The sequence below is a fragment of the Lactobacillus fornicalis genome, assembly GCF_055362665.1.
In genome coordinates, this window is the sequence record NZ_JBLTIM010000005.1 from 156,703 (window position 1) to 182,902 (window position 26,200).

Consider the following 26,200-nt stretch of genomic DNA (forward strand, 5'->3'; position numbering starts at 1 on the left):
CCACTGAAGTTTTATTATTTACTTGTGACTCAGATTTTTTTGATAGTACCACGATTCATGCCTCCAACTTTGTGAATTATTTATCAAGAAAAGTATAGATCCATCCAAAACACCTTGTAAATAGTTTTTTTAATTGTTATTTTTTCACTATATCACCTGATTAATTCGAACTTTAGATGCATATTATAGTAAGCGCTATCATATAAAATAAATTAGTTAAATAAATCACAAACGCTGAAACAAAAAAAGACCAAGAATTTAATCTTGGTCTCATTAAATGAAATCTTAGTTTAAAGCTTTCTTAGCAGTTGCAGCTAATTCAGCAAAAGTCTTTTCATCGTTGTAAGCAATATCAGCTAACATCTTACGGTTGATATCAACACCAGCAACCTTCAAACCATGCATTAACTTGCTGTATGAAAGGTCATTTTGACGAGCTGCTGCATTAATACGAGCAATCCATAACTTTCTGAATTCACTCTTACGCTTACGACGGTCACGGAATGCATACTTGTATGAAACAAATAATTGAGTGCTTGCAGCTTTAAATTGCAAGTGCTTAGAACCACGGTAACCCTTGGCAAGCTTTAAAACTTTCTTACGACGTTTACGTGTAACAGTACCACCTTTAACTCTTGGCATCTGAAATTCCTCCTAATTCGCTATCTGTATTTCTAAAATGTTATTAACGCATTTGGGAAAGCATTTGCTTGATGCGCTTTAAGTCACTGCGTGAAACCATTGCAGCTTTTCTCAAATGACGACGTTGCTTCTTAGTCTTACCGTGGAAACGGTGACCAGTAAATGCGTGATGACGCTTTAAACCACCATTACCAGTTCTCTTGAAACGCTTTGCTGAAGCGCGGTGTGTTTTTTGTTTAGGCATGTTTATTTCCTCCAATTAACAGTTTTTTACTTCTTATCCTTTTCACTCTTAGGAGCAAGCATTAAGAACATACTTCTGCCTTCCATCTTTGGCTTAGCAGTAACATTTGCAATATCTTTAGTTGCATCTGCCATCTTCTCTAATACTTTAAGTCCTAATTCAGTGTGAGTGATTGCTCGACCTCTAAAGCGAATAGAAACGCGTACTTTAGCGCCTTCCTTGCTTAAGAACTTTCGAACATGGTTCAACTTAGTGTCGAAGTCATTACCTTCAATAGTTGGACTTAAACGGATTTCCTTAACACTGACAGTCTTTGACTTCTTACGTGATTCTTTAAGCTTCTTTTGTTGTTCGAAGCGATACTTACCATAATCCATAATACGAGCCACAGGTGGCTTAGCATTTGGAGAAATAAGTACTAAATCTAAATCTGCATCGGCTGCTTGGTTTAAGGCTTCGTTCTTTGAAACGACACCAACTTGTTCACCATCTTCGCCAATCAAACGAACTTCGCGTGCACGAATACTTTCGTTTAAAATTAAATTCCGTGGTATAACGATTCACCTCCATGTTAATTTGAGGACAAGAAAAAAGCGGGTGTGGACAAAACAACCCGCCTTTAATCAACAGAAATTATCGATTAGCCTAGAGGTTTGATCTTTAACTTAGGCGAGAAGCGGGAGCTTCTTCTTGTTCTCAACTAGTTAAACATTATACGTTATTTCATAATACCAGTCAAGGTATAAATTGATTTCAGATATTGATTACTTTTCTCTTGAGTATGAATCTACATCTGCTTGTAATTCATCAATAAATTTATCTAAGCTCATAGATTCTTGTTTTTCAGTACCATAAGGACGAACGTTAACTGCATTGCTGTTCATTTCATCGTCACCTAATACTAAAGTGTAAGGAACTTTTTGAGTTTGAGATTCACGAATCTTGTAACCCATCTTTTCATTTCTGAAGTCAACTTCTGCTCTAAAGCCGTGCTTAAGTAATTCATCACGAACCTTCTTAGCGTATTCACCGTGAGCATCCAAGTTAACAGGAATAATTTCAACTTGTTCAGGAGCAAGCCAAGTTGGGAAGGCACCCTTGTAGATTTCAGTTAAGTAAGCAATGAATCTTTCCATAGTACCAACAATACCACGGTGAATCATAACTGGACGGTGTTCTTCACCATCTTGACCAACGTATGACAAGTCAAATCTTTCTGGAAGCATGAAGTCAAGTTGGATAGTTGACATAGTTTCATCATTACCCAAAGCAGTCTTAGTTTGGATATCAAGCTTAGGACCGTAGAATGCTGCTTCACCTTCAGCTTCAACGTAGTCAAGGCCTAAATCATCCATAGCACCTTTAAGCATCTTTTGGCTTCTTTCCCACATTTCGTCATTTGCGAAGTATTTATCGGTGTTCTTAGGATCACGGTATGACAATCTGAAGTAGTAATCAGTAATATCAAAGTCCTTGTATACATCCATGATTAACTTCAAAATCTTAGCAAATTCTTCTTGAACTTGTTCCAAAGCTACGAAAGTGTGACCATCGTTCAAAGTCATTTCACGAACACGTTGAAGACCTGACAAAGCACCTGATTTTTCATAACGGTGCATCATACCAAGTTCTGCAATTCTGATTGGCAATTCACGGTATGAACGAATGTGGTGCTTGTAAACTTGAATGTGACTTGGGCAGTTCATTGGACGCAATTCAAGCATTTCACCATCACCCATGTCCATTGGTGGGAACATGTCTTCACGGTAGTGTGCCCAGTGGCCTGAAGTCTTGTAAGCATCAAGATTCATCAAAACTGGAGTATAAACGTGTTGGTAACCATCGGCTAATTCCTTGTCAATGATGTAGCGTTCAATTACACGACGAATAGTAGCACCCTTTGGCATCCAGTAAGGAAGACCTGCACCAACCTTAGGATCTACAAAGAAGAGGTCAAGATCACGGCCGATAGTTCTGTGGTCGCGTTCTTTAATTTCAGCACGACGCTTAAGATCTGCTTCAAGATCTGTTTCCTTGAAGAATGCAGTACCAAATAATCTTTGAAGCATTGGGTTTGAGCTCTTACCTTGCCAGTAAGCACCTGCTACTGATAACAACTTGAAGTGCTTAACCTTACCTGAGTTTGGTAATAAAGCCTTAAAACCAAAGTCAACGAAGTCACCCATTTTAAAGGCTGCAACTTCATCACCTTCGCTCTTAAGAAGTTCCATCTTAAATGGATCATTCTTAAATTCGGCTTCAAGTTCGCTCTTTTTAACCATTACTGGTTCAATTGCTTGACCATTCTTAATTAATTTAACAATTGCTTTTTCAAGTTCTGGCAATTCAGTAATCTTGATTTGGTCTTCTTTATCAGTATCAACAAAGAAACCATCTTCATTAGCTTCATGTTCACCTAAACGAAGTTCAGGGTACTTAGCTTGAGCAGCTGCTTCAAGTAAAAATGCAACAGTATCACGCAATACTGCTAATCCTGCTTCGTCTTTATCAGTTAAAATTGCTACTTCGCTATCTTTTTCAAGCATAAAGTTAACTGGCTTTACTTCACCGTCAACTTTTGCTGCTACAGCAGCTTTACCAAGTGAAGTAGAAATGCCTTTTGCTAAATCTAATACTGAAACGGCTTGATCAAAATTCTTCTTTGAACCGTCAGGTAAAGTAATTGAAAAACTCATCATGTAACCTCCAGGAAATAAAAAAGCCCCAGCACGCAACTAGCGCACTGGGACGAATATCATCGTGGTTCCACCCATTTTCTGTATGCCAAAAAACATACACTCTTAAATCGATAATGGGATTCAACCAAGTTAATTAACATGTTCAAGAAAAAAGTCGGGGTGTCAACCTAATGGGAGCTTCCAGAACAAGGCTCCTCTCTCTGAAGCGATTGACATCATATCTTTTATCTAACAAGAATTATACCCCGTCCAAAATTTGTTGCAAGTATTTTACTTAATTTTCTTATTACCAAATTTCTACTCTTTTTTCAGGATCTAACCACATACCATCAGTGGGACCTACCTGATAAGTTTCATAAAATTCCTTTTGGCATTGGACAGGTATATTAACTCTAGTAGGTTGAGGAGCATGGACATCAACACTAACTTCTGTTTTAATAGCTGCTGGTCTTTGAATTTGAGCCCAAGAGCGAGCATAATTTTCAAATAGGTCTTTCATATTGCCACCTTCAAGTTTATTAGCTTGAATTGCACAAGTTAACCCACCTAAATCAGCAATATTCTCAGCAACAATTTGTTTGCCATTCAACTTGCTTGGTCCATATTGCACTCCATCATATAAGTCCACTGCCGCTTGAGTGCGTTTTTCAAACTCATCAAAATCTTGCTTAGTCCACCAATTATTCAAATTACCATTTTCATCAAATTGAGCACCATTATTGTCAAAAGCATGTGAAATTTCATGAGCAATAGTTGCACCAATACCACCATAATTAGCAGCCCGGCTTTGCTTTAAATCATAAAATGGAGCTTGCAAAATTCCAGCTGGGAAAGTAATATCATTTCTTTGTGGATCATAACAAGCATTATTCATATTTCCAGGCATGAGCCATACATTTCGGTTTACAGGTTTAAATAATTTTGACAAATTATATTTTGCCCGAATAACTGAACAAACTTTTTGGTTTTCATACAGACTAACTGTAGGCTCAACTTTTAATTGATCATAAATTGCTTCTAACTTTTCTGGATATCCAATTTTTAAGACCAAAGCATTCAATTTTACAATTGCTTTATCTTTAGTAGCTTGCGACAACCAAGTATTATTAGCAATTCGACTTTCATAAACCTTAATCATCTGCTTAATCATTTGAGTGATGTCAGCTTTAGCAGCTTGTCCTAAATATTTTTGACCATAAAATACCCCTAAAACTTCATCGAAAAAGTCATTGGTTAAGTAATAGGCCTGTCTTTGAACTGGAGGTAATTCTGCAACGCCACTAACAGCTTGACGAAATGGAAAGGCTGCTTCGCGCATTTCTTGTGACAATAATTTAGCGCTATTATTAATAAACTTCATCAGCATCCAACCCTTAATTTGATCAAAATTATCAGGGTTAAATAAAGCTTCGATTTTATCTAAATAACGCGGTTCCATGACAATTACACGCTCAGGTAACTTATCAAAGAGAGTTTCAAGATAAGTTTTAATTGCAAATGACTTAAATTTGATCAAAAATTCAGCCAAACTAATTGGATTATAACAAGCTGGATAATCAGACCACTCTTCGCTTGATTTAACAACTTTGGCTAGTTTTTGATCAAAAATAAGACCTGACTTGATTATTACTTCAGCTTCAGCTGTTTCAACTCCAGCTAATTCCAATAAGTGTTGCGTCTGCTTAGCCAAAATTTGCAATAACTTTTCAGCATCAGGAGCCTGATATGAACTTGTATCTGGTAAGAAAGTACCTGGTCCAGCAAAATATAGGGCATGCTTTTGGGTATTTTTCATATCCGCATCCACTTCAAAAGCGAATGGTAAAATTACTGCTGAATTAAGAATTTGGTTTAGATTGCTTGCAGCCAGGGTATTAAAATCAGAAAAATCCTTTAAAGCAAGTAACTCATGTAAATCGGCCTGAATTGGTGCAGTCTTTTCAGCATTTCTTTGATCAATATTCAAAGCTAGCTTATAAAAATCCACTGCTTTAGCCAAATTTGGCACACTGTTAACATCTTCTTTACCAGCTAATAAGGCAGCTAAATCATCTTTCATCCGCTTTTCAATTCGCATGTCGATTTCAGTATTAACACCAATTTCAGTTCGATCAGCAGGAATCACAGCATCTTTTTGCCATGCTGAATTAACAGCCAAATATAAATTATCTTTAGGGCTAACATTTACATCCGCTTTAGTTAAATCGCCAGCTCCTCCACGAACTTGCAAAATATTTTTCATATTATCATACCTCCTGCTCTAACTTTATTGGTCTAAGCGAAGATTCTTACCGCCAACATCTACTTCTTTACCTAAAAACTTAATGCGCTGCATCAACCGCTTGGCTTTTATGGGCTCAATATTATTTCGAGTTTCTTCAAAATGCTTTTCAAGATCATCAAATGTTAAATTAGAGCTAAAGAAAGTTGGCAATAAGTTATCCATTCGATATTGCAAAATAACGCCTAATACATCATCTCTTGACCACTGTGACAAAGATTCTGCACCAATATCATCAAGAATCAAAATGTCAGTTTTACTAATTCGCGCAACTTCTTCATCGAGATTCTGCTCTTTAATATGAGTGCTCAAATTAGCAAAAAAGCTTGGGGTGTGAAGAAAGATAACTTTTTTCCCCATTTCAGCTAAGGCACGTGCAAGCCAGGCAAGTAAAAAGGTCTTGCCTACGCCAAAATCTCCTTGTAAATAAAGCCCTTGACTGTAATCCTGATTTTGAATGTCCATTAAAAAATTACTGATTGCTGTAATAGCCTCTCTACGATCATCATTTGGAATAATATCTGTACTTTTAACGTGTCGATATCTTTTGGGAACATCTATTAACTCTAAATGCTGATTTGCCTTCTGCTTTATCAAGTCTTTGCTTTTTTCCTTCGTTGGGGCATAAGCCAAATCAATTGTAGAACCATGCAAAATCAGCTTAGGCAAATAGCCAGGGATTGGATTAGATCCATTCTTAGCTGCCTCTTTTTGTTGATGAAATTGAAAAATATTGTTTAAACTTGAAAGAACAACTTCCTTAGGAACATGATTTTGGTTAATAAAAGCCTGTACTTCTGAATCTTGCAAAGCTTCATTAATCAAAGCTTTGCTATCAATCTTTCTATCTTTACTATTCTGAGTAAATGTACTACCCAGTAAATCATTAATTTTTTCCATAACCTAATCCTTTGGATCAAACTTCTGCAGATTTTTCATTATCTCAGATAAATCTTGCTCATCAGCAGAACCTACACTAGCTTCTTTATTAATCTTATCTTGGGCAAGTTTTTTCTTCCAATCAGTTCCTTGCTCAACTCTCTTTTTGCGAGTTTTAGTTACTTTTCGCTTCTGCCATTCACGGGTGAATTCAAGAGCAGCTTCAGGAGTAGTAACTTGATGTTGAAGCCAAGAATTAGCGATACGCCCAGTAATGTTATCAGATAGAACTGAATCATAATCTAGGCATGTTTTAATTAAAATATTAACCCATGCATCAGGCAAATTATAATTAAGTTGCAGACGGCGAATAACATTACGCTCATTATATGTAACAAAGCCACCCTTTTGTAATTTCAAAGTTTCTAAAAATTTTAGAGGTGTTAAACTTTTGGCCATCTCCAACAATTCACGTTCACTTTGATTCAAATCAACTGATGAATTATTTTTTACATCACCACGTTTAAATGCTTGAGCTATTTGCTTTTGACTTTGATTTTGAGTCGCTAATTCATTTAAGCGATATTGCATTTGCTTTATATTCAACTGATCTTGCCCTGCAACAATAGTAGTGGCAACTTGATTAACAAAATCTTGTTCAGAAAGTCCATAAAAATGCATTAATTGAGCCATTTGCCCAGCATGACTATCAACTTCATCTGCTGAAATACCATATTTACTAAAAAGATCTTTTACAAAATTCCAATCAATTGGACTCATCTTAGCTCTCACTAGATTAGTCGCTTTTTGATCTGCTAAATTTGCAGCATTTAAGACTTGTTCATCAGGATTAATAGCTTTTTCTGCTGATAGATGAAAAACATCAAAGAAGTCAGCAGAAACGTCTTTTCCCTCTTTAATAAAGCCAGGTAAAGTAGGATTAAATTCTTTATTCAAGTTTTGAAAACTTGTGGTTCCTACTTTTTCAAGCAATAAGCTACTCAACAAAAGAGTTTTAAAAAACTCACTTGCTTCTGGCACATCAACTAGCTGAAATGCCAAATAATCGCCTACTCCTAGCATCTCGCCATGAAAGGTTTTAACTAGGCCAGTTGCTTCTAATTTATGTAAGCTATTAAAGATATCTTCTAACTTTATATCCAATATTTCTTGTAGTTGATACAACTTTTTTCCTTGGCTTTTAATTGGAACGTGCTGGTAATCATTAATCAAAGTTAAATATAATGACAAGGCAATTGGCCCAATTAATGGTTGATATAAACGGGTCAATACTTGTTCTTGTTTTCTTGCTAAATCAACTTTATTTAAAACAAAATACGTTAATCTGGGATCAGCGTTTTTATACATCTATCTCACTTCGTTTTTAATTTGAGTGTTCATGTTTATCCATGATATCTTTCATTGTTTTCATGAAACCAGATATATCTTGGAATTGACGATAAATACTTGCAAAGCGAATGTAGGCAACATCATCTACATTTACCAATTCATTCATTACCAATTCACCGATTTCTTTAGATGAAATCTCACTAACACCTTGTTTTCTGATTTCATTTTCAACATGATCAACTAACTTATCTAATTGTTCACTAGTAACTGGACGCTTCTGCGCAGCAGCAGCAACACCTCGTAAAATCTTTTCTCTATCAAAAGGTTCACGCGTACCATCATTTTTTATAACCAATAGAGGCGTTTGCTCAACGCGTTCAAATGTTGTAAAACGATATCCACAATTTTCACATTCTCTACGCCTTCTAATTGTTCTTCCTTCATCAGTTGGACGAGAATCAATAACTTTAGAAGCATTTTTATGACAATTTGGACATTGCATCTTCTTTCTCCTTTACCTCTTGTAAAATTTTACTGAGCTTATCTTGTAATAATTCTATTGTACCAGTATTTGCAACGCTATAGGTGGCTAATTTTAATTTCTTACTTGTAGACATCTGACTCTTAATTCTAGACATTGCTTCTTCTTTACTTAATTTGTTTCTTCTCATCAAACGTTCTAATTGAACCTTCTCGGGAACATATATTAATAAGCTGGCATCATAATATTTTTGTTGATTACTTTCAAAGAGCAAAGGGACATCAACTATACATATCCCAGATTTAATGACAGCTTTCTTTTTTTCAATTTCGGCTAGAATCGCTGGATGTGTAATCTGATTTAACAATGCCAATTTTTCTGAATCATTGAAAACTATCTTTCCAAGTTTTTTTCTATTAACCCCACCATTTGAAAGCAAACATTCTTTTCCAAAGCTTTGAGCAATTCGATTTGTAACTTCAGTGTCTTTTTCAAGTAAATTATGAGCTATTTCATCACTATCAATAATTGGCAAGCCTTGATCTTTGAAATAGCTATCTGCTGTCGATTTACCTGATGCAATACCACCCGTTACGGCTAAATAAAAAGTCATCATTTCACCTCTTGGCACTTGGGACAAAAAGTTGTTCCTCGACCTGCTACTTTTGTCTTTTGCAAAACATTTCCACATCTAAAGCATTTTTCACCAGCGCGCCCATACACTTTTAAATATTTTTGATAACCACCGGTTTGCCCTTCTGCATCTAAAAACGTATGGACAGTTGTTCCTCGCTCTTTTATTGCCTGGGAAATAACCTGGTTAATAGCCAAATATAGCTTCTTTATTTCATTATCAGCCAAAGAATTAGCTGGCCGTTCAGGGTAAATCTCACTCAGCCATAAAGTTTCATCTACATAGATATTTCCTAAGCCAGATACTACATCTTGGTCAAGTAAAGTAGCTTTGATATTTTTCTTTTTATTTTTCAATGCTTGCTTGAAATAACTCAAAGTAAAATCATCACTTAAAGCCTCTGGTCCCAACTTCTTTATGCCAGTTTTTTCTTTTTCAGTTCCCGTCCTAATTAATTGCATACGTCCGAATTTTCTTACATCGTTATAACGCAAACTTGTTCCATCAGTAAAAATAAATTCCACATGATCATGTTTATCTTTTGCGTCTTGCGGGCTAGCTAAGCGATATTTTCCCTCCATTCTTAAATGGGAAACGATTGTTAAATTATCGCTTAGTCTAAAAAGTAAAAACTTGGCATAGCGATCAATTTTTATAATTTGCTTTTCTTTCAATTGATCAGAAAAAGATTCACTATCACCTATGATTATATTGGGATACCATACCTTGACCTCTTTAATTATTTTACCTAAAACTATCTCGTTTAATGTTTTACGAACAATTTCAACTTCTGGCATTTCAGGCATACTAATGCTCCTTTACTTTGCTTCATACCAGTCATGACCCCAATTAGAATCTGCAACAAGTGGTACGTCTAATTGAACTGCATTTTGCATTACTTCTGGAACGACTTTCTTTATAGTTTCTAATTCATCAGCTGGAACGTCAAAGATTAATTCATCATGAACTTGAATCAACATTTTAGTTTTAAGATGTAATTCATCTAGTTTCTTTTGCATATTAATCATTGCTATTTTTATAATGTCAGCTGCTCCACCTTGAATAGGTGAATTAATAGCCGTCCTTTCAGCGAAAGAGCGAACATTGAAATTCTTAGCATGAATATCTGGTAAATAACGACGGCGGTGCATTATAGTTTCAACATAGCCATTTTCACGTGCAAAATTAATTTCTTTGTCCATATAATCTTTGATCTTTGGATATTGTTCAAAATAATTATCAATAAACTCTTTGGCTTGTTTTCTACTAATACCTAGATTCTTAGATAACCCATAATCACTGATACCATAGACAATTCCAAAGTTAACCGCCTTAGCGTGTCTACGCATATTAGGTGTCACTTCGTTTGGTGAATCCAAATGGAAAATTTTCATTGCAGTATGAGCATGAATATCATAGCCTGTCTTAAAGGCTTCTTGCATATTTTCATCACCAGAAACATGAGCTAAAACTCGTAATTCAACTTGTGAATAGTCACAAGAAAAGATATAACCATCAGAATTTGATGGAACAAATGCTTTGCGGATTTTTTTACCTTCTTCTAAACGTACAGGAATATTTTGTAAATTAGGATCTACTGATGAAAGTCGACCAGTTGCGGTTAGAGTCTGCTGATAACGCGTATGTACTCTACCATCTGGTTGAATCACATCAAGCAAGCCTTTCACATAAGTTGACTGAATTTTGGCAATTTGTCGATAATCCAATACTTTTTGTACAATTGGAGATTGCTCTTTCAATTGTTCTAAAACCTCAACAGATGTTGAATAACCTGTCTTAGTTTTCTTAATTGGAGGAAGCCCTAATTTTTCAAATAGAATTTGGCCTAGTTGCTTAGGAGAATTGATATTAAATCTTTCTCCAGCTTCAAGATAAATATCTGCTTCAAGTTCTGTAAGACGCTGAGCAAAATCATTTCCTAATTGAACTAATGTACTAGCATCAGTCTTTAATCCGGTAATTTCCATTTTAGCTAACACGTTAGCAACTGGCATTTCAATTGTTTCATACAAATCATCCTGCTCATGTTCAGTCAATTTCTTTAATAAAGTTGGTTTTAATACTTCGATTGCTAAAACTTTTCCTGCTAAATGATTGAAAAAGACTGTTTCCTCTGGTATTGCAGCTTTTTTCCCTTTTCCATAAATGTCAATATCCGGTTGTAAATCATAATAATTGTATAATTGGCAAATTTCTCCTAAATCATTTGAATTATTTTCATTATTTACCAAATATGATGCCAATAACATGTCATAATTCATATTATGACTTTTAATTCCTAACCGATATAAACCAACCATTGTTCTTTTTAAGTCAAAAACATTTTTAGCAATAGCTTGATCTTCTAATAAGCTTAACAAAGGCTGCTTAGTCAATAGTGATACATCATTTGAAACATAGATATTATCGCCCATTTTCAAACTAAAACCAACAAAATCTGCCAAGTGATAATTTTCACCAAACATCCCTAAATAAAAACTAACTTCTGATCCATCCTTGGGAAGCTTATCTAAGTTTTTTTCATTTAAAACTATATAATCAACTTTTTTATCACTTGCTTCCCCAATTTCATTATCAGAACTATTGAGTTCCGCCAAAAAGCGTCTAAAGTTCATTTGTTCATAAAACTTACGCAATTCAACTGTATTAGTTTCTTGCTTCTTCAAGTCATCAAGTTTAAGTTCAACTGGTGAAGTCCGATCAATGGTAGCAAGAGTTTTAGCTAAAAAAGCCTTATCTTTATCATTAATTAAATTTTCTTTTAGCTTTGATTTTTTCATTTCGTCAATATGCTTATAAATATTTTCAACCGAGCCATATTGTTGAATTAAATTAGAAGCTGTTTTTGGGCCCACCTTAGTAACTCCAGGATAATTATCTGAATTATCACCCATCAATGCTTTCATATCAATAAATTCAGTTGGTGTTACCCCATTAACTTCTTTCATATGTTCAGGTGTAAATGCTTCAAGTTCACTTACACCTGATTTAGTAACATACACCGTAGTTAAATCACTGGCTAGTTGTGTCAAATCTTTATCTCCAGAAACGACAGCAACTTGATAGCCTGCATCTTCACCCATTTTAGAATAAGTTCCAATAATATCATCAGCTTCATAATTAGCTAGCTCATAAGATTTAATTCCAAGATCTTTAAGCATTTCTTTTATATAAGGAATTTGTTCTAATAACTCACTAGGTGTTTTCTGACGACCACCTTTATAGTCAGAATATAGTTTAGTTCTGAAAGTTACTTTTCCTGCATCAAACGCTACTAAAACATGGCTAGGATTTTCCTGCTTTACAATAACATCCAGCATATTTTTGAAGGCATAAATGGCATTAGTGTGCAAGCCTTCAGGATTTTGGAAACGATCTAGTTGTCGATAGAGAGCATAAAAAGCCCTAAATGCAACTGAATTTCCATCAATCAAAAGTAATTTCTTATTTGCCATTATTTTTCTCCTTCTTAATAGACAGCTATTATTACAAATATTTATTTTAACAGTTTACAAGCAAGTAAAAAAGCTAAGAGCTTTTTGGCTCTTAGCTTTCAACTTAAATTAACTTTTCAAAAGCATCTTCATATTTTTCAATATCGCCAGCACCCATAAATACCACTACAGAATTACGATTCTTTGTTAAATCTGCGATATTGGCAATATCTATTACCTCACTACCTGGAATTTGACTTGTTAAATCTTCACTTGAAATATCGCCACTCTTTTCACGAGCTGAGCCAAAAATTGGGGTAATATAAGCTTTATCAACTCCACGAAGTATTTCGATGAATTCACTGGCAAATTCTTTAGTTCTCGAATAAGTATGAGGTTGAAATACAACTACTAACTTTTTATCTGGGAATTTTTGTTTAGCAGCTTGGATAGTTGCTTTCATTTCAGTTGGATGGTGAGCATAATCATCAATTACTGTAATATCACCAAAGTCTTTTTCGCTAAAACGACGTTTTGCTCCACCATAAGTTAACAGGCCTTTTTGAATATCTTCCATTGGAACTTCTTCAGTTAATGCAACTCCAATTACGGCAAGAGAGTTCATGATATTATGGTCACCAAATAAATGGGTCTTAAATTCACCAATTTCTTTGCCATGAGCCTTTACACTAAAACTTGTTCCATCAGTTGACTTTTTGACATTATAAGCTTGAAAATCGTCACTATCCTTGAAGCCATAAGTATACTTAGGAATTTTTGTTTCAATTTTTTGCAAACGAGGATCATCGCCCCAAACAAAAAGTGCCTTTTTAGTTTGGTCAGCTGCAGATTGAAATGCACTTTGGGTATCATTAATATCCTTGAAATAATCTGGATGGTCAAAGTCAATATTTGTCATAATTTGATAATCTGGGTGATATGCCAAAAAGTGACGTCGGTATTCGTCAGCTTCATAAACAAAAAAGCGTGAATCTTTAACACCACGACCTTCACCGTCACCAATTAAATATGAAGTTGGAGCAGCTTCAGTTAAAACATGTGATAAAAGTGCAGTAGTTGAAGTCTTACCGTGAGCACCGCTAATACCAATACTTGTGTATTGTTGAATAATTTCTTCAACTGTATCTGGATATGAATGCATTGGCACTTTCATTTCTAAAGCAGCTGCAACTTCCGGATTTTCTTCTTTAAAAGCATTTCCTTTAACGATAACTTGTGCAGGGGTGATATTATCTCTATTAAAACTCTTAATCACAATTCCTTTATCTTCAAGTGGCTTCTGTGTGAAAGTTTCCATGTCAATATCACTACCAGCAACATTAAAACCTAAATCGTGCATAATTAAGGCTAATGAAGCCATACCTGTACCTTTAATTCCAATGAACCAATATTGTTTTGTTTTATCTAGCATTTTTATACTCCAATACTATTTTTCAATTTAATCTTTTTCATCATAACATTTTTTGAAGAAAAAAGAGCCTAAAAATAGACTCTTTACTTATATTTTTTAATTACTGCTCTTTTTTAACTCCGGTGCATCAGTTGTAAAGTCACTTTGAGTAGTCTTTTTACCATTTTGATACCATAGACTAGATTTTTTCTTTTTATCTTCTGCATATAAGTTCTTCAAGGCAATTTTCTTTTGATAGTTGTAGTCTTTAGCATTTACTGGTTTAAACCATGATGGGTGGTAAAAACGCAATAAGTTTCCTCGAATCACACGATCAGAGAGTGATAATTGAGTTGTGACCTGATTTGATAATGATGCTAGCTCTTCTTTTACCTTTTTAGAAGGATTTTTAACTTTCTTCCCAGTCTTAGTATAATAATATGTTCCAGTAACTTTACTATACTTTGGCGTTACAAAATCACCATTACGTTGGACAACTAATTGTTCACGATTAGTAGCTAATAAATCATGTCCAAATTGAATAGTATTCGTATCGTTATATCCTAGCAAGTTCATAATAGTTGGTAAAACATCAATTTCACCACCATAAGTGTGGTTGATACCACCTTTTAACCCCGGCATATGAATCATTAACGGAACACGTTGTTGTTGCAAATTATCAAAATCATTATAACCCTTCTTATCAAGCAATTGAGCCATTGCCTTGTGGTGGTTTCCTGAAATACCATAGTGGTCGCCATACAGAACAATCATTGTATTCTTTTCCAGACCAGTCTTCTTTAAATAAGACATTAACTCACCAATGGCTTGATCTAAATAATGGGCAGTTTGTACATAGCCATCAACTGTAGAATCTCCTGTATCAGTTTTACTAATTGATTGATTCTTCTTATCTAGTTCATAAGGATAGTGGTTAGTTACCGTAATCATCTTCAAATAAAATGGTTGTGGCAAACGTTCAATATATTTAATAGATTGACTGAAGAAAATTTTATCTTTTAATCCATAACCAATATAATAACTCTTCTTATTTACATAATAAGATAGTGGCATGAAATATTGATAACCGAATTGCTTATATGCGTTATTCCGATTCCAAAATGAACCTTCTCCCCCATGCATAACGGCTGTTGTATATCCGTCTTGTCCCAAAATAGCTGGAGCTGCTTCAAAAGTATTTGCTGTACCATAACTAGACATTGCAGAACCAGATGAAAGTCCATATAAAGAATTCTCTAACATTAATTCAGCATCAGAGGTTTTACCTTGACCAACTTGGTTAAAGAAATTATCAAAACTCAAGGTATCACTTTGGTGATATAACTTATTTAAGTTAGGAGTTACCTCTTTACCTTTCCACTTATAGTCAATCAAAAATTGTTGAAAACTCTCTAAGTGAATAATTAAAACATTTTTACCCTTTGCAACCCCTGTATAACTAGCATTAGGTGTTACTTGATGTTTTTGTAGATAAGCTTGAACTGATTTTAAATCCGATGCATTCGCCTTAGCCATCTCAGCATTATTTTGAGCAGTTTTTACACCATCATATAATGCATATTCATTCATCCCTAAATATTTAACAATATAATTATTGTCAAAAGTTCTAGTTAATAACCCTGAACGATCCTTTTGAGCCATAAATAAATTTAGAGCCATTAAACTCAGAGCTAAAAGTTCAATTAAGCTAGTAACTTTTAGCTTTAATGGGCGAACATCGATTTTAAATACTTTAAATAATATAAGCGCTAAAATAATTACTAAATCTAAAAACGCTAAAAAGTCAGTAGCCTTAGTAATTCCAGCTATACTTTTTCCTAAATTATCAGAAGTTGATCCGGAAGTTGACATTATCGCAAATGATAAAAAATTTGAAAATTCACGATAATATAAAATATTGGCAAAAAGCCAAAAACTCATAATAAAATCAATAATCCAAATAATCCAATATGATTTTCGCCCTTTAAAAAAGAGTCCAATTCCTAACAATAACATCCCTGCGGGAATTGGATTAAGTAATAGCAAGAAATTTTGCATAGACCCAGTAGCGCCAAGACTAAACTTAGTTATGTAGATTAAATATGTTTTAATCCAAAATAAAGTCAGGACAACTGAGAAATAACCCAACTTGGTATGAAAGAGCCAATCGGCAATTTTTTTGGCACGAAACATCCAATTTTCCTCTCAATCTTTAATTATCAACTCTTATGATAATACTACTTAAATACACTTCTATATTATCTACTTCTGGCATTTAACAAAAAATTAACCCCTAATTTTCTTTCTTAGGCCTAATTAGCCACGCTATTACTCCTAAAAGCATACCAAAGAAGTATGTTGCAAATCGCCAAATAAACATTCCCATAACTAATTGAGCATTATTCTTTACAAAGAATTTGAATAAGGCCTGAAATCCCAGCTCTGCTCCACCACTTGCACCTGGTATTGGGACAATCGCCATAAATAACACAACCAAAATGTTTAGCTGCACTAGTTCAAGCCAACTTCCAGATAGATTTAATGCTTTTATTGTTAAAAATGGCACACTATAAAATAAAGTCAATTGAATACATGTCAATATAAAACTAATTATTAATCTTTTTTTATGCTGAAACAGTCTTTGACTTTCACAATAATATTCATCAACTTGTTGATCAAAAGCAGTTTGAAAATTTGCTACTTTTTCTGCAGATATAAAACGAATACCTAATTTAAAAATAAAAGCTCCTATCTTTTTTAAAAGGTTTCTTGCAAACATTCCAAAAAGCAGGAAGATAATTGTACTCATATGAATCAAGAAACTAATCACAATAATTATATTAAAATGCTTCATTTCTCCTAACAATTGATGCCCAGTAAGAAAGGCCCAAATATAGGCAAAAAACACCACCAATTGATAAATTATAAATTTCATCAGTAAAAGCGAACTTGCAGGCCCAAATTCTATTTTCATTTGTTTTAATGCAATTAGTTGAGCAGGCTGACCACCAGTTGCCATTGGCGTAATTGCATTAAATAAGGCTTGAATCAAAGGTACACGATAGAAATGAAGCAAATCTATAAATTTTTGCTTTCCAGATAAGACAAATAAAATTGCTGCTTCACAAAAGTACGTACATAAAATCACTAAAAGAATCAATATAATGAAGCCATAATTTATATTTTTACTTGATGCAAGTAAGGCATTGAAATTTGTTTGACTTAAATCCCAATATAATACAAGAAAGCTTATTACTAAAACAGCTATAAAACCAAAGAAATAATTTCTTCTCATAAATGAATTTGTCCTAGCTTTACCCCAAGTTCATATTGTTCGAGGTAGAAATTCCGCCAAATCTCAGCTAAATGTTCTTCAGAATACTTTTCACTTGCCTTTAAAGATAATGAAGCATATTTCTTCAATAAATCTGGATTAGCCTTAATCGTTCTAATTTGCTCATTTAAAGTAGTAAAATCATCACCATACATATAATAGCCATCAATAATTGCTTTATATAAGTCTAAATTTCTAAGCAATACAGGTGTACCGCAAGAAAATGCTTCTAAAACAGACATTGGAAATAATTCATCAAATGAAGGTAACAAAAACAAATCAGCAATATTTAAATAATTAACTAGTTCTTCACGTTTTACAATTCCAGTAAAAATTAAATTCTTAGGAGGATTTTCTACTAAATTCCGATAATGATCATATCCATCAGTGATTTTTCCAAAAGAGAAACCACCAGCCCATATAAATTGAATGTCTGGATTAGCCTCTGCTAACTTTGCAAAATCATCTACACCTTTTCGTTCTTGAACTTGTCCATCACCAAAAATGACAAATTTGTCTAATGGTATGCCTAATTGATTACGAAAAGCATTTTTTTCAACTGTAGATTTAGTATAAAATTCTTCCTTAGATACAAAATTAGGAATATATTTTATTTTATTGCGATCAAGACCATGAGCAACCAACTTATCAATAAATATTGGATTAACTACCACAATTTGATCCATACGCTTATAAAAATTAATTACATAATCATAAAATGCCTTCTTAGCCGGTTGGGGCAGTTTTATCGACCCTTCTAAGGTTTCAGGTAAAAAATGCACATAGCCTATTTTTCTTCCTCTTGCAGGGGAAAAGCTATTAATAAAATATGTAGGATTAATTGTATGATAATGAGTCAAATCACTTTGACCATATTTATTAATCGTCATATAAAAATCATCTACTAATCTCGTTCTCATCAGATTAATTAGTTCTTGATATGCACTACCTACACCTTGACCTTTAACTGAGTCTGCTTGGGAAAACATGTTAATTCTAATCATCATTTACCTCTTTGTTTGAATGGGTATCAATTGCAGCTTGATAAAATCCAATTACTTCTTTACCAAAATGAGCTGCTGATATATTTTCCAACTTAGTTTTTAATTTACTTGGATTAATAGGCTGCTTACCTTGCTTTAAGTAAGAAATAATTGCTTCTTTCATTTCTTTTTGACTATTAAATACTTGTCCAAATTCAATATCGTCAAAAACATTTTCCGTATAATCCGTGTCAAAAACCACACTTTTAGTTCCAGCAGCTAAAGCTTCAATATAAGTTAACCCTTGAGTTTCAGTATCACTTGCAGAAACAAATAAATCAGCCATTCGATAAAAATTACCTACATCTTCATGAGGAACATCACCGGTAAAAATCACATAATCTTCAACCGACAAACGTTCTACTTGATTCTTCAATAAATCAACATCTGGCCCATCACCAGCAATTACTAATTTCAAATTTGGAAATTGTCCTATCAATTCTGGCATCAAATCAAGAATTCTATCAATCTTTTTTTCAGCTGCAATTCTGCTAAGAGTCAAAATAACTAAATCATCAGAATCAATTCCCAATTCTGGACGTACGTCCCTTTGTTGATCACCATTCATGGCCTCTATATCAACTCCAGTTGGAATTACTTCTATCGGAACCTGAACACCATAACGTTCCAATAAATTTTCAACACGTTTACTAGGTGCAACAACTCCATCCATGTTTTTTAAATAAGCTTTAGTAAATTGCTTAACATGCACGGGACGCAATAAATTACCATTGAGGACATAATGTAAATAATCTTCATACATTGTGTGGTAAGTATGAATTGCAGGAATATTTAGCTGATGTGCGACATATTTTCCAATTAAGCCCATAGAAAATTCAGTTTGTGTATGAACAATGTCAAGCTGAACTTCCTTGGCAACTCTAGTAGCTTCAAAAAGGCCCCTAAAAGCAATTCTGCGATCAGTAAAGGAAATAAAAGGGACACTAGAAAAACGGAATACATTTGGTTCTACAACCCCTTTACCAACATGAGGATCAGTAGTTGTAAAGATAAAAACATTGTGTCCTTGCTTTTCCAAAGCTCTTTTAAGAGTTTGAATCGATGTAGCAACACCACTAATTTGTGGAAAGTAAGTATCTGTATATAACCCAATGTTCATAAAAAAACCTCCATGATTACTATTATAGAGATAACTTGTACAGCTTGCAATTTGAGCAACAAAAAAGCTCATGAATAAATCCATGAGCTTTCTATAAACATAATAGCGGTGATCGGGGTCGAACCGATACGTCCCAAGGGACACCAGATTTTGAGTCTGACGCGTCTGCCAATTCCGCCACACCGCCATAGTACTTGCTAATACCAGCTTGATAAGGCGGAGGTCGGACTCGAACCGACGATTAAGGTTTTGCAGACCTCTGCCTTACCACTTGGCTACACCGCCATTAGCTTTTCAATTGTATGAAATAAGATGCCTTTCAGCATCTTATTTCTAGGGCGGAATATGGGATTCGAACCCATGCATGCCGGATCCACAAACCGGTGTGTTAACCCCTTCACCAATTCCGCCGTGAAGTACTAACAGGGATAGTAGGAATTGAACCCACACCAACGGTTTTGGAGACCGTTGTTCTACCTTTAAACTATATCCCTATTATGGAGGAGAGTGGATTCGAACCACCGAACTCAGGGAGAGCGGTTTTACAGACCGCCGCGTTTAGCCACTTCGCTACTCCTCCAAGAAAACATGGCGCGGGACGGAATCGAACCGCCGACACAAGGAGCTTCAATCCTTTGCTCTACCAACTGAGCTACCGAGCCATTTACGGTCCATGACGGATTTGAACCGACGATCTCCTCCGTGACAGGGAGGCGAGATAAACCACTACTCCAATGGACCATATTGCGGGAGCTGGATTTGAACCAACGACCTTCGGGTTATGAGCCCGACGAGCTACCAGACTGCTCCATCCCGCGATAAATTAAGGAGGATGTGGGATTCGAACCCACGCGCGGGCAGAACCCGCCTGACGGTTTTCAAGACCGTTCCCTTCAGCCGGACTTGGGTAATCCTCCGTTTATTTACCAAATATATTATTTAATTATTTGGTCATGACCCGTACGAGATTTGAACTCATGTTACCGCCGTGAAAGGGCGGTGTCTTAACCACTTGACCAACGGGCCGCTTGACTCACTCCGACGTCCTCCGCCGAAGCACAAATATTATAATACCTAAGAATGTTCTTTTCGTCAACACTTTATTGCAAAAAAAATCAAAAAAATTCATTTTTTCAAAAGCAGCGTCATATCAGTGTTTTTGGAGCTAAAAAAAGCAAATTCAGTCTATTTTTTGACCAAATTTGCTTCTTCTTTTATGAAATTTTCTAAATTTCTTGTGTAATTTGTTTACTTTCTACTTCTAAAACTTCTTTTTTTATTAGTGTACTTGCTGCAAGTAGGAATAATAAGTAGAACAATACTGCAACGCCTAATAAGACAAGTGCATTAATACTTGCATAACTATTTCCTAATCCACCAGTTATTGCTTGTCTTAATCCATTTATCGCATAAGTCATTGGTAAAAGCGGATGAATGGCATTAAAGAATGAATTAGTTACCTGCATTGGGAACATACCACCAGCTCCACCAATTGACGCAATAAATAATAGCAAGCCAATAATTGTACCTAATCTTCCCATGATAAGAGTTAAGAACTGCATAATTGCCATTTGAGCAAGAGTATATACTAAACAAATCCAAAATAGGTCTAAAACGTGATCTACTTGTAATCCAGATAGCATCATAATTACATTTAAGATCACAACCATAGCTAAACTAACACTTACTGCTCGCTTAAATTCGTCATTTAAGACTCTAATTGCATCTTTAGGTGCTTTCCGTCTTCTATTAGCTGGGAACTCTAAAGTAAAGATTAGTACACCAATAAAGAGTCCTGTAGCCATTGCAAAAGGTGCTAAAGCATGACCATAATTTGGAACTTTACTTGTAGAAGTATGCTGCAATGATGTTGGTGTTGCAAACATTTCTGCATTATTTGTAGTACCAATATTACTGTTAACTTTATCTGCTCCATTACTCAATTGGGTTGCTAATTGGCTACTTCCTGATGAAATTTTAGTCATACCGTTAACCAATTTATTAGAATTACCATTCAAAGTTTGAGTACCAGTAGCTAATTTATTTACTCCATCAATCAGAGATGGGACCTGAGAATTTAATGAAGAAAGTGCTGTACTTAACTGACTAGCTCCATTATTTAAAGTAGTATTGTTAGATACTAAGGTAGCAGTTCCTGTCTTTACTTGACTAACTCCTTGGGTATACTGATTAGTTCCATCATAAAGTAATTTAAATCCTGATATTAAGCGATCAGAATTAGAAGCTAATTGAGCTGCACCATTGGCAGCTGTATCAACACCATTAGTATATTGATTGATACCATTTACCAATGTATTGATTGATCCAGTTGAATCAGCCAATTTTTGCGTTCCTGCAGCGATTTGACTTGTCGCTGATTGTAAACTAGCAAGTTGGGTTGGCATTGCTGTTAATAAGCCTTGATTCTTCTTCAAAGCTGCTAATAATGTATCTGTTTGAGTTAACAAGCTTTGTGCTTGTGTCATAGTAGATTGCAATGCTGGTAATTGTTTGGAGAGACTTTGTACTGTATCAATTTGCGGTTGCAAAGTACTTTGCGTATCCAGCATTACTCCTAATAAATTCCCCCATGAATTATTAGCTGAATTAATTTGAGTAGTCGAATCATTAGCTTTTGATTTGATTTCAGTTGCCAAATTAGCTAATTTGGCTTTTGTATCGCTACTTAAAGTCTTATCACTGTTCAATAACGAATTAATTTGATCTGCATCATCACTAATCTTTTGATTATCATCAAGTGATGTATACAAGTTTCCCATGTCTACAGCAGTCGTAAACGCTTGATTCTGAAGCTTATCCACTGCTGTAGTTAGAGCATTGACATCAATACCTGATAACTGTTTTAACAAACTTTGAACCGTCGATAATTGTTTTTCAAGACTAGTAACTTGTTCTTGCATACTAAGTGCTTGAGTTAAAGAACTAACAATATTGCTAGATTGCAAATTATTATTAAATGTTTGAACACCTGAAGCCACTTGACTTGCACCATTATTCAATAATCCAAATTGATTACTTGCTGACTGCAAACTTGTTGCTCCAGCTCTTAAAGCAGCAGAATTAGTACTTAAAGTATTAAGACCTGTATTTAATTGTGCATTCCCTGCTGTAAACTTCGTTAGCCCGGAATTAAATGTATTCATACCTGTTAGTAAATCACCTGATTTACTATTTAAAGTATTAACCCCACTATTCAGCTTTGCTACTCCTGCTGTATATTGTGAAACACCATTTGCAAGAGTAGATGATCCTGATGCTAATTGACTTGCACCTGCTTTAAGAGGTGTAACAGAAACTTTAAGAGTTTGGATTCCATCATTAATTTGTGATACAGCAGCAGTATATTGTTTAGTACCATTAGTTAAAGTTACTGTACCATCACTGATTTGCTGTGCACCAGAGGCTGCCTTATTCATTCCAGCTCCTAATGTTTTCAATTGAGAGAACATTGCAGTTGCATACGCTTTGGTAACAGCCGACCGAATCATGGTATTAAGTTGTTTAATACCCACATCACTCATTGTTTCTGCCAAATAATTTAATGAATCATTTGTCTTATATTTCAATTGCATCTGTTTAGGCTTTTTGCTCATAACAGTAGCTGCATTTTTTGAAAAATCACTAGGAATAGTTACAACTGTGTAAAATTCTCGATTTTTCAATCCCTCCCTTGCAGCATTTTCGTTAACAAAAACCCATTTTAAATCATGATTTTTCTTAAGTTGGGCAACTGTTTGATCTCCAACAGCTAAAGTTTTTTTATTATATTTAACTGCCTTATCTTCATTAACGACTGCAATAGGCAAATTTTTGGCACCCGCATAGGGATCCCAAACAGATTTTATAAATGATAAGCTATAAAAAATTGGAGCTAAAACTGCCACGGAGATCATAATCAATTTTAAAAAACTCGGATTTTTTAGCCATTTATTTACTTTTTCCATTAAAACCTCCTATTTGTTGCTCTCGCTCTCTAAAACTATATGTTTTAGAATCTGTAAAGCTAACAAAAACAAATTATATATTACTATCTATTTTTGTCAAATGTATATATATAGCAAATGGAGATTTTAATGACTTTTCTTTTAAGCTATGATAGTCTATATATCATGTAATATGTATTGTTTTAGAGGTTTTATATGAAAAATAAAAATCCAAAATTCTCAATTATCGTCAATCTCAAAGCTGGTTCTGGCCATGCTAAAAAAATTTGGCCTATCGTTGAAAGAGAATTAAAAAGAAGAAATTTGGTATATGAATGTTTTTATACAAAAGCTATTGGACATGCCCAAACATTAGCCAAAGAAATTGCCCATAAGCGAGAATGTGACATTATTTTAGTCCTTGGAGGAGATGGGACTTTACATGAAGTAATCAATGGCCTATTGTTTGCAAAACAAAAGACACCTATTCCTGTTTCTTATATTCCGGCAGGATCAGGAAATGATTTTGCAAAATCTTATGGCATTTCAAATACTCCAATCAAAGCACTAGATCAAATTATAAATTGTCAAAATATTCAAAATATTTGCATAGGCCATTACATCGAAAAAATCGGCGGTCGCGAGGGATTTTTCATAAATAATTTAGGCATTGGATTTGATGCACGCATTGTTCACAAAACTAATTCTTCATTGACTAAAAAAGGCTTAAATAAGTTAAATCTAGGACAGTTTTCATATGCTATGAAAGGTTTTTCAGCATTTTTAACTCAAAATACTTTTGAACTAATAATTGGAGAGCGCCATTTTAAAAAGGCCTATATATCAATCGTAAACAATGTACCTTATATTGGTGGTGGAATAAGAGTCTCACCAGAAATGAGTCCTTTCAAAAATGGACTTGAATTATTTGTAGTTGAGAAAAAGAACATTCCCAATCTACTAAAAGTACTTAGTCTTTTTATACAAGGAAAGGTAGATAAAAGTCCATATGTTCATCGTTTTAAAAATAACAAATTGGCAATTAAGACAAAAAATAGTCAATTTATACATTTAGATGGTGAAGAATTCGCAAAAGCAGAAGTAAACTTGATTTTAGATACTCAAACATACCCATTTTGGCAAAAACATAACTAAAAAGGCACATTAATAAATGTGCCCTTTTTATATCTATATTACTACATCAAAAAAGCACGCTACCCAAAACAGATAACGTGCTCTATTCAATACGGAGCAAGAGAGATTTGAACCCTCGCGCCGGAATTATCCGACCTACACCCTTAGCAGGGGCGCCTCTTCAGCCACTTGAGTATTGCTCCATATGGGCCTAAATGGACTTGAACCATCGACCTCACGCTTATCAGGCGTGCGCTCTAACCAGCTGAGCTATAGGCCCATATTAAGCGGGTAACGAGAATCGGACTCGCGACTAAAGCTTGGAAGGCTTTTGTTTTACCACTAAACTATACCCGCACAAAATCTTTAAAAAAATAATGGCGCGGGACGGAATCGAACCGCCGACACAAGGAGCTTCAATCCTTTGCTCTACCAACTGAGCTACCGAGCCATTCTTACGGTCCATGACGGATTTGAACCGACGATCTCCTCCGTGACAGGGAGGCGAGATAAACCACTACTCCAATGGACCATATTGCGGGAGCCGGATTTGAACCAACGACCTTCGGGTTATGAGCCCGACGAGCTACCAGACTGCTCCATCCCGCGATAATATTTCATATTAATTTTTAAAGACCCTTTATGGACCTTGTAGGACTCGAACCTACGACAAGACGGTTATGAGCCGTCTGCTCTAACCAACTGAGCTAAAGGTCCAAGCGTACAATAGCGGCGGGGGGGATCGAACCCTCGACCTCCCGGGTATGAACCGGACGCTCTAGCCAGCTGAGCTACACCGCCAAAATGTAATCAAATATAAATTTAATTACTATCGGGAAGACAGGATTCGAACCTGCGACCCCCTGGTCCCAAACCAGGTGCTCTACCAAACTGAGCCACTTCCCGATTATGCACCCTGTAGGACTCGAACCTACAACCTTCTGATTCGTAGTCAGACACTCTATCCAGTTGCGCTAAGGGTGCATCAATAAGTGCCGAGGACCGGAGTCGAACCGGTACGGTTGAAACCAACCGCGGGATTTTAAGTCCCGTGCGTCTGCCAATTCCGCCACCCCGGCATCATTATTGAAAGCGGAAGACGGGATTCGAACCCGCGACCCCCACCATGGCAAGGTGATGTTCTACCACTGAACTACTTCCGCAAAAATATGAATGCCGATTATACGATTTGAACGTACGACCCCCTGTTTACAAGACAGATGCTCTACCAACTGAGCTAAATCGGCATATTGTCAATGTGTGGTTTGGCAAACCAATACGGGTGGTGGGACTTGAACCCACACGTCCGAAAACACTAGAACCTAAATCTAGCGCGTCTGCCAATTCCGCCACACCCGCGATATTAGGGCCAATGAGCTGTGAGGGACTTGAACCCTCGACCCACGGATTAAAAGTCCGTTGCTCTACCAACTGAGCTAACAACTCAGGATATGGAGGATACAGGGCTCGAACCTGTGACCTCCTGCTTGTAAGGCAGATGCTCTCCCAGCTGAGCTAATCCTCCATGTGCGCGGCGGCTACCTACCCT

General features: G+C 35.4%; 18 protein-coding genes, 26 tRNA genes and 1 other annotated feature. Of the genes, 1 reads left to right on the top strand and 43 read right to left on the bottom strand.

Features of this window, described 5'->3' with window-relative positions; genetic code table 11:
- Positions 1-285: 285 nt before the first annotated feature.
- The 27 genes from rplT to ACNDLV_RS01945 form a co-directional block, all read right to left on the bottom strand.
- Positions 286-642 carry a 50S ribosomal protein L20 gene (rplT, locus tag ACNDLV_RS01815; RefSeq protein ID WP_006584435.1) on the bottom strand — a complete coding sequence of 119 codons (357 nt, stop codon included), beginning with the start codon at positions 640-642 and terminating at the stop codon, positions 286-288.
- A gap of 43 nt (positions 643-685) precedes the next feature.
- A complete protein-coding gene (gene rpmI, locus ACNDLV_RS01820) occupies positions 686-886 on the bottom strand; it encodes a 50S ribosomal protein L35 (protein ID WP_006584434.1) in 201 nt (66 codons plus the stop codon).
- Between the two features lie 26 nt (positions 887-912).
- Positions 913-1,440, bottom strand: coding sequence for a translation initiation factor IF-3 (gene infC / locus ACNDLV_RS01825; protein WP_080545369.1), 528 nt, complete (start codon positions 1,438-1,440; stop codon positions 913-915).
- A gap of 25 nt (positions 1,441-1,465) precedes the next feature.
- Positions 1,466-1,584: a sequence feature (ribosomal protein L20 leader region), on the bottom strand.
- A 66-nt stretch (positions 1,585-1,650) separates the two neighbouring features.
- A complete protein-coding gene (gene thrS / locus ACNDLV_RS01830; RefSeq protein ID WP_006587150.1) occupies positions 1,651-3,582 on the bottom strand; it encodes a threonine--tRNA ligase in 1,932 nt (643 codons plus the stop codon).
- Positions 3,583-3,871: 289 nt separating this feature from the next.
- Positions 3,872-5,827: a M13 family metallopeptidase gene (locus ACNDLV_RS01835; RefSeq protein WP_006586454.1), complete on the bottom strand. Its 1,956-nt coding sequence runs from the start codon at positions 5,825-5,827 to the stop codon at positions 3,872-3,874.
- A 24-nt stretch (positions 5,828-5,851) separates the two neighbouring features.
- On the bottom strand, positions 5,852-6,766 hold the full coding sequence (dnaI, locus tag ACNDLV_RS01840) for a primosomal protein DnaI (RefSeq protein WP_006586453.1): 915 nt from the start codon (positions 6,764-6,766) through the stop codon (positions 5,852-5,854).
- A gap of 3 nt (positions 6,767-6,769) precedes the next feature.
- Positions 6,770-8,113 carry a DnaD domain protein gene (locus ACNDLV_RS01845; RefSeq protein ID WP_006586452.1) on the bottom strand — a complete coding sequence of 448 codons (1,344 nt, stop codon included), beginning with the start codon at positions 8,111-8,113 and terminating at the stop codon, positions 6,770-6,772.
- Positions 8,114-8,129: 16 nt separating this feature from the next.
- Complete coding sequence (nrdR, locus tag ACNDLV_RS01850; protein WP_006586451.1) at positions 8,130-8,597, bottom strand: transcriptional regulator NrdR; 468 nt, start codon at positions 8,595-8,597, stop codon at positions 8,130-8,132.
- On the bottom strand, positions 8,575-9,189 hold the full coding sequence (gene coaE / locus ACNDLV_RS01855) for a dephospho-CoA kinase (RefSeq protein WP_006587149.1): 615 nt from the start codon (positions 9,187-9,189) through the stop codon (positions 8,575-8,577). The genes nrdR and coaE overlap by 23 nt, the downstream gene beginning before the upstream one ends.
- Positions 9,189-10,016, bottom strand: a complete 828-nt coding sequence (gene mutM, locus ACNDLV_RS01860; RefSeq protein ID WP_006586449.1) for a DNA-formamidopyrimidine glycosylase — start codon at positions 10,014-10,016, stop codon at positions 9,189-9,191. The genes coaE and mutM overlap by 1 nt, the downstream gene beginning before the upstream one ends.
- A gap of 12 nt (positions 10,017-10,028) precedes the next feature.
- Positions 10,029-12,686: a DNA polymerase I gene (gene polA / locus ACNDLV_RS01865; protein ID WP_006586448.1), complete on the bottom strand. Its 2,658-nt coding sequence runs from the start codon at positions 12,684-12,686 to the stop codon at positions 10,029-10,031.
- 103 nt (positions 12,687-12,789) lie between these two features.
- Complete coding sequence (gene murC, locus ACNDLV_RS01870) at positions 12,790-14,097, bottom strand: UDP-N-acetylmuramate--L-alanine ligase (RefSeq protein ID WP_006586447.1); 1,308 nt, start codon at positions 14,095-14,097, stop codon at positions 12,790-12,792.
- Between the two features lie 96 nt (positions 14,098-14,193).
- On the bottom strand, positions 14,194-16,269 hold the full coding sequence (locus ACNDLV_RS01875; RefSeq protein ID WP_006586446.1) for an LTA synthase family protein: 2,076 nt from the start codon (positions 16,267-16,269) through the stop codon (positions 14,194-14,196).
- 100 nt (positions 16,270-16,369) lie between these two features.
- Positions 16,370-17,371 carry a lysylphosphatidylglycerol synthase transmembrane domain-containing protein gene (locus ACNDLV_RS01880; protein ID WP_006586445.1) on the bottom strand — a complete coding sequence of 334 codons (1,002 nt, stop codon included), beginning with the start codon at positions 17,369-17,371 and terminating at the stop codon, positions 16,370-16,372.
- Positions 17,368-18,414 (bottom strand): glycosyltransferase family 4 protein, encoded by a 1,047-nt coding sequence (locus tag ACNDLV_RS01885; RefSeq protein WP_006587148.1) that lies wholly within the window; start codon positions 18,412-18,414, stop codon positions 17,368-17,370. The genes ACNDLV_RS01880 and ACNDLV_RS01885 overlap by 4 nt, the downstream gene beginning before the upstream one ends.
- Complete coding sequence (locus ACNDLV_RS01890) at positions 18,407-19,573, bottom strand: glycosyltransferase family 4 protein (protein ID WP_006586443.1); 1,167 nt, start codon at positions 19,571-19,573, stop codon at positions 18,407-18,409. The genes ACNDLV_RS01885 and ACNDLV_RS01890 overlap by 8 nt, the downstream gene beginning before the upstream one ends.
- Positions 19,574-19,676: 103 nt before the next feature.
- Positions 19,677-19,760, bottom strand: a tRNA-Leu gene (locus ACNDLV_RS01895).
- A 27-nt stretch (positions 19,761-19,787) separates the two neighbouring features.
- Positions 19,788-19,858 (bottom strand) — tRNA-Cys (locus ACNDLV_RS01900).
- 52 nt (positions 19,859-19,910) lie between these two features.
- Positions 19,911-19,983 (bottom strand) — tRNA-His (locus ACNDLV_RS01905).
- Between the two features lie 13 nt (positions 19,984-19,996).
- Positions 19,997-20,067, bottom strand: a tRNA-Trp gene (locus ACNDLV_RS01910).
- Between the two features lie 4 nt (positions 20,068-20,071).
- Positions 20,072-20,153, bottom strand: a tRNA-Tyr gene (locus tag ACNDLV_RS01915).
- Positions 20,154-20,162: 9 nt separating this feature from the next.
- Positions 20,163-20,235: transfer RNA gene (locus tag ACNDLV_RS01920), tRNA-Phe, on the bottom strand.
- 5 nt (positions 20,236-20,240) lie between these two features.
- Positions 20,241-20,314 (bottom strand) — tRNA-Asp (locus tag ACNDLV_RS01925).
- Between the two features lie 3 nt (positions 20,315-20,317).
- Positions 20,318-20,391 (bottom strand) — tRNA-Met (locus ACNDLV_RS01930).
- Between the two features lie 8 nt (positions 20,392-20,399).
- A tRNA-Ser gene (locus ACNDLV_RS01935) sits at positions 20,400-20,490 on the bottom strand.
- A gap of 37 nt (positions 20,491-20,527) precedes the next feature.
- Positions 20,528-20,599: transfer RNA gene (locus tag ACNDLV_RS01940), tRNA-Glu, on the bottom strand.
- A 200-nt stretch (positions 20,600-20,799) separates the two neighbouring features.
- Positions 20,800-23,538 (bottom strand): YhgE/Pip family protein, encoded by a 2,739-nt coding sequence (locus tag ACNDLV_RS01945; RefSeq protein WP_006586442.1) that lies wholly within the window; start codon positions 23,536-23,538, stop codon positions 20,800-20,802.
- A gap of 195 nt (positions 23,539-23,733) precedes the next feature.
- On the opposite strand from ACNDLV_RS01945, the gene ACNDLV_RS01950 reads away from it, so the two are divergent.
- The gene (locus tag ACNDLV_RS01950) at positions 23,734-24,672 is read left to right on the top strand and encodes a diacylglycerol/lipid kinase family protein (protein WP_006586441.1); all 939 of its coding nucleotides are present in this window, start codon (positions 23,734-23,736) and stop codon (positions 24,670-24,672) included.
- Positions 24,673-24,764: 92 nt separating this feature from the next.
- Here ACNDLV_RS01950 and ACNDLV_RS01955 read toward each other — a convergent pair.
- From ACNDLV_RS01955 to ACNDLV_RS02030, 16 genes are all read right to left on the bottom strand, one after another.
- A tRNA-Ser gene (locus tag ACNDLV_RS01955) sits at positions 24,765-24,854 on the bottom strand.
- A gap of 3 nt (positions 24,855-24,857) precedes the next feature.
- Positions 24,858-24,931 (bottom strand) — tRNA-Ile (locus ACNDLV_RS01960).
- A 6-nt stretch (positions 24,932-24,937) separates the two neighbouring features.
- Positions 24,938-25,008 (bottom strand) — tRNA-Gly (locus tag ACNDLV_RS01965).
- Between the two features lie 21 nt (positions 25,009-25,029).
- Positions 25,030-25,102 (bottom strand) — tRNA-Phe (locus ACNDLV_RS01970).
- Between the two features lie 7 nt (positions 25,103-25,109).
- Positions 25,110-25,183 (bottom strand) — tRNA-Asp (locus tag ACNDLV_RS01975).
- Positions 25,184-25,186: 3 nt separating this feature from the next.
- Positions 25,187-25,260: transfer RNA gene (locus tag ACNDLV_RS01980), tRNA-Met, on the bottom strand.
- 34 nt (positions 25,261-25,294) lie between these two features.
- A tRNA-Ile gene (locus ACNDLV_RS01985) sits at positions 25,295-25,368 on the bottom strand.
- A gap of 10 nt (positions 25,369-25,378) precedes the next feature.
- A tRNA-Met gene (locus tag ACNDLV_RS01990) sits at positions 25,379-25,452 on the bottom strand.
- Positions 25,453-25,483: 31 nt separating this feature from the next.
- Positions 25,484-25,557 (bottom strand) — tRNA-Pro (locus tag ACNDLV_RS01995).
- A gap of 4 nt (positions 25,558-25,561) precedes the next feature.
- Positions 25,562-25,635: transfer RNA gene (locus ACNDLV_RS02000), tRNA-Arg, on the bottom strand.
- A 9-nt stretch (positions 25,636-25,644) separates the two neighbouring features.
- Positions 25,645-25,730: transfer RNA gene (locus tag ACNDLV_RS02005), tRNA-Leu, on the bottom strand.
- Between the two features lie 12 nt (positions 25,731-25,742).
- A tRNA-Gly gene (locus tag ACNDLV_RS02010) sits at positions 25,743-25,814 on the bottom strand.
- Positions 25,815-25,825: 11 nt separating this feature from the next.
- A tRNA-Thr gene (locus ACNDLV_RS02015) sits at positions 25,826-25,898 on the bottom strand.
- A gap of 30 nt (positions 25,899-25,928) precedes the next feature.
- Positions 25,929-26,010, bottom strand: a tRNA-Leu gene (locus tag ACNDLV_RS02020).
- A gap of 14 nt (positions 26,011-26,024) precedes the next feature.
- Positions 26,025-26,097 (bottom strand) — tRNA-Lys (locus ACNDLV_RS02025).
- A gap of 6 nt (positions 26,098-26,103) precedes the next feature.
- Positions 26,104-26,176, bottom strand: a tRNA-Val gene (locus tag ACNDLV_RS02030).
- Positions 26,177-26,200: the final 24 nt, after the last annotated feature.

Excerpts from the sequence above, each read along its gene's own strand:
- rplT (WP_006584435.1), bottom strand. The coding sequence starts at position 642 with ATGCCAAGAGTTAAAGGTGGTACTGTTACACGTAAACGTCGTAAGAAA.
- rpmI (WP_006584434.1), bottom strand. The coding sequence starts at position 886 with ATGCCTAAACAAAAAACACACCGCGCTTCAGCAAAGCGTTTCAAGAGA.
- thrS (WP_006587150.1), bottom strand. The coding sequence starts at position 3,582 with ATGAGTTTTTCAATTACTTTACCTGACGGTTCAAAGAAGAATTTTGAT.
- ACNDLV_RS01835 (WP_006586454.1), bottom strand. The coding sequence starts at position 5,827 with ATGAAAAATATTTTGCAAGTTCGTGGAGGAGCTGGCGATTTAACTAAA.
- dnaI (WP_006586453.1), bottom strand. The coding sequence starts at position 6,766 with ATGGAAAAAATTAATGATTTACTGGGTAGTACATTTACTCAGAATAGT.
- ACNDLV_RS01845 (WP_006586452.1), bottom strand. The coding sequence starts at position 8,113 with ATGTATAAAAACGCTGATCCCAGATTAACGTATTTTGTTTTAAATAAA.
- nrdR (WP_006586451.1), bottom strand. The coding sequence starts at position 8,597 with ATGCAATGTCCAAATTGTCATAAAAATGCTTCTAAAGTTATTGATTCT.
- coaE (WP_006587149.1), bottom strand. The coding sequence starts at position 9,189 with ATGACTTTTTATTTAGCCGTAACGGGTGGTATTGCATCAGGTAAATCG.
- mutM (WP_006586449.1), bottom strand. The coding sequence starts at position 10,016 with ATGCCTGAAATGCCAGAAGTTGAAATTGTTCGTAAAACATTAAACGAG.
- polA (WP_006586448.1), bottom strand. The coding sequence starts at position 12,686 with ATGGCAAATAAGAAATTACTTTTGATTGATGGAAATTCAGTTGCATTT.
- murC (WP_006586447.1), bottom strand. The coding sequence starts at position 14,097 with ATGCTAGATAAAACAAAACAATATTGGTTCATTGGAATTAAAGGTACA.
- ACNDLV_RS01875 (WP_006586446.1), bottom strand. The coding sequence starts at position 16,269 with ATGTTTCGTGCCAAAAAAATTGCCGATTGGCTCTTTCATACCAAGTTG.
- ACNDLV_RS01880 (WP_006586445.1), bottom strand. The coding sequence starts at position 17,371 with ATGAGAAGAAATTATTTCTTTGGTTTTATAGCTGTTTTAGTAATAAGC.
- ACNDLV_RS01885 (WP_006587148.1), bottom strand. The coding sequence starts at position 18,414 with ATGATTAGAATTAACATGTTTTCCCAAGCAGACTCAGTTAAAGGTCAA.
- ACNDLV_RS01890 (WP_006586443.1), bottom strand. The coding sequence starts at position 19,573 with ATGAACATTGGGTTATATACAGATACTTACTTTCCACAAATTAGTGGT.
- ACNDLV_RS01945 (WP_006586442.1), bottom strand. The coding sequence starts at position 23,538 with ATGGAAAAAGTAAATAAATGGCTAAAAAATCCGAGTTTTTTAAAATTG.
- ACNDLV_RS01950 (WP_006586441.1), top strand. The coding sequence starts at position 23,734 with ATGAAAAATAAAAATCCAAAATTCTCAATTATCGTCAATCTCAAAGCT.